The sequence below is a fragment of the Mycobacterium sp. genome (genome assembly GCF_040509115.1).
GTDB lineage: Bacteria > Actinomycetota > Actinomycetes > Mycobacteriales > Mycobacteriaceae > Mycobacterium.
Genome location: NZ_JBEVLO010000365.1, coordinates 1 through 2,675, shown reverse-complemented (window position 1 = coordinate 2,675; position 2,675 = coordinate 1). Strand labels below are relative to the sequence as shown.

At 66.7% G+C, this 2,675-nt stretch carries 3 protein-coding genes; 2 read left to right on the top strand and 1 reads right to left on the bottom strand.

All coding sequences use genetic code 11. The features are described from left to right. On the bottom strand, positions 1-976 hold a 976-nt coding region (mptB, locus tag ABW137_RS25430; protein WP_526404234.1), incomplete at its 3' end, for a polyprenol phosphomannose-dependent alpha 1,6 mannosyltransferase MptB. Positions 977-1,058: 82 nt separating this feature from the next. On the opposite strand from mptB, the gene ABW137_RS25425 reads away from it, so the two are divergent. Beyond that, on the top strand, positions 1,059-1,826 hold the full coding sequence (locus ABW137_RS25425; RefSeq protein WP_526404235.1) for a helix-turn-helix transcriptional regulator: 768 nt from the start codon (positions 1,059-1,061) through the stop codon (positions 1,824-1,826). Continuing rightward, on the top strand, positions 1,823-2,675 hold an 853-nt coding region (sufB, locus tag ABW137_RS25420; protein ID WP_526404233.1), incomplete at its 3' end, for a Fe-S cluster assembly protein SufB. The genes ABW137_RS25425 and sufB, both read left to right, overlap by 4 nt.

The following is a 2,675-nucleotide window of genomic DNA, read 5'->3' as shown; positions in this document are numbered from 1 at the left end:
TGGCCAGCAGTGACGGCAGCTTCACCTGGGACGACATCGCGATCAGCACGGTGCCGGTGACCAGCATGGCCAGCGGCAACCACTGCGATGCGTCCGCGCGGGTCCGCGGCCAGTGCGGCGGTCGCGGGATCAGCCGGTCGGTGGCCTCCACGCCGCGCAGGGCGAACTCCGTTCCGGCCAGCATCAGCCCGAGCATGATCGCCTCGTTGTGGATGCCAGCGACCAGATGCATGAACAGCAGGGGATTGCACGGGCCCAGCCACAGCGCGCTGACCTCGGCCACGCCGCACCTGCGGGCCAATCGCGGTGTGGCCCAGACGATCAGCCCGACACCGAGCAACACCACGATGCGGTGGCACAGCACCGCGGCGACGATGTTGTCTCCCGTGAGGGTGGAGATCCCGCTGCCCAGCCAGAGGAACAGCGGGCCGTACGGTGCCGGGGTCTCGCGCCACATGCTCGGAACCGACAGCGTGAACACGTGGTCGAGGCCGAGTCCCGGCGCGGGCCCGACCTGATAGGGGTCGAGGCCGATCCGGGCGATCTGGCTCTGGGCCAGGTAGGAGTAGACGTCCTTGCTGTACATCGGGGGAGCGATCAGCAGCGGCAGCGCCCACAGCAGCAGGGTGCGATCGAGCTGGCTGCGGGACATCCGTCGGTCGCCGAGAGCGAAGCGACCGAGCATCAGCCAGGCCAGTGCCATCATGACGGCGCCGGTGGTCGTCATGGTCAGCGAGACGGTTTGGATTCGGGACGGAAGGTTGAGCAGCCGCACGCCGAACGTCGGGTCCTGCACGACGGGGCGGGCGCCCGCGCCGAGGGCGCCGATGGCCATGAGCACCGTGCCTGCGGCTCCGAATACCCTGGTCCGGCGCAGCGACGCGACTTCGGACGGGATGAGCGGCGACCCGACGGTGTTCTCGTCGGCGTGCCAGCGGGCGACGGCGGAACTCAGGGACCGTCGTCGGGCTGCCATCACAGCAGCGTAGTAAGTCCTTCACCTAAGGGTTACCTTGCTAGACCCGTTTGCCGAATTCCGTCACAATGGTGTTGTGAAAATCCGTGCGGAGAGTGAGAGCGCCACGGAGGCCCGGTTGCCGGCTGCCGCCGGTGTCGCGTCGACCTCCGACGGCCATACCCGCAGGGCCATCGTGCAGCTCCTTCTCGAGGGCCCGACCACCGCCGGTGAGATCGGCGACCGACTCGGAATTTCCGCCGCTGGCGTGCGTCGACACCTCGACGCCCTGGTCGACGTCGGCGACGCCGAGTCGAATGCCGCAGCCACCTGGCAGCACCACGGCCGCGGACGCCCCGCCAAGCGGTATCGACTGACCGCCGCTGGGCGTTCCAAGTTGGGTCATGCTTACGACGATTTGGCGGCGGCCGCCATGAGGCAACTGCGCGAGGTGGGTGGCGACCAGGCCGTCCGCACGTTTGCGCGCAGGCGCATCGACACCATCTTGGCCGGTGTCGACGGCCCGTCCAGTGGCGCCGACGTCGCAGCGACCGCCGACCGCGTCGCCGTGGCACTGACCGTCGCCGGGTACGCGACCACCACGACGCCGATGCCCGGTCCGATCGGTGGCGTGCAGATCTGTCAGCATCACTGTCCGGTGTCGCACGTCGCCGAGGAGTTCCCGGAGTTGTGCGAGGCCGAGCAAGAAGCATTCGCCGACGTGCTGGGAACGCACGTTCAGCGACTGGCGACCATCGTCAACGGTGACTGTGCGTGTACGACGCACGTCCCGCTCGTTCCCGAAAGACAACCATCCGATCGGCATACAGTCCCCGCCGAATCCACCATCGAGCAAGGAGCGTCGACATGACGACCACCCCCGAGGCGCAGCTGACCCAAGAGGAGACCATTGCCTCGTTGGGCACGTACGGCTACGGCTGGTCGGACTCCGACGTGGCGGGCGCCAGTGCGCAGCGCGGATTGTCCGAGGCCGTCGTGCGGGACATCTCCAGCAAGAAGAGCGAGCCCGAGTGGATGCTCGAGATGCGACTCAAGGCGCTGCGCACGTTCGACAAGAAGCCGATGCCGAACTGGGGCTCCAACCTCGAAGGCATCTTCTTCGACAACATCAAGTACTTCGTGCGCTCCAGCGAGAAGCAGGCGGCCACGTGGGACGACCTGCCCGCCGACATCAAGAACACCTACGACCGGCTCGGCATCCCCGAGGCCGAGAAGCAGCGCCTCGTCTCCGGTGTCGCCGCGCAGTACGAGTCCGAGGTGGTCTACCACTCGATTCGTGAGGATCTGGAAGCGCAGGGCGTCATCTTCCTGGACACCGACTCCGGACTGCGCGAGCATCCCGAGCTGTTCAAGAAGTACTTCGGCACGGTGATCCCGGCAGGCGACAACAAGTTCTCCGCGCTGAACACCGCCGTGTGGTCGGGCGGCTCGTTCATCTACGTCCCCAAGGGCGTGCACGTCGACATCCCGCTGCAGGCCTACTTCCGGATCAACACCGAGAACATGGGCCAGTTCGAGCGGACGCTGATCATCGTCGACGAGGACGCCTACGTGCACTACGTCGAAGGCTGCACCGCGCCGATCTACAAGAGCGACTCGCTGCACTCGGCCGTCGTCGAGATCATCGTGAAGCCGGGCGGGCGGTGCCGTTACACGACCATCCAGAACTGGTCCAACAACGTTTACAACCTGGTGACCA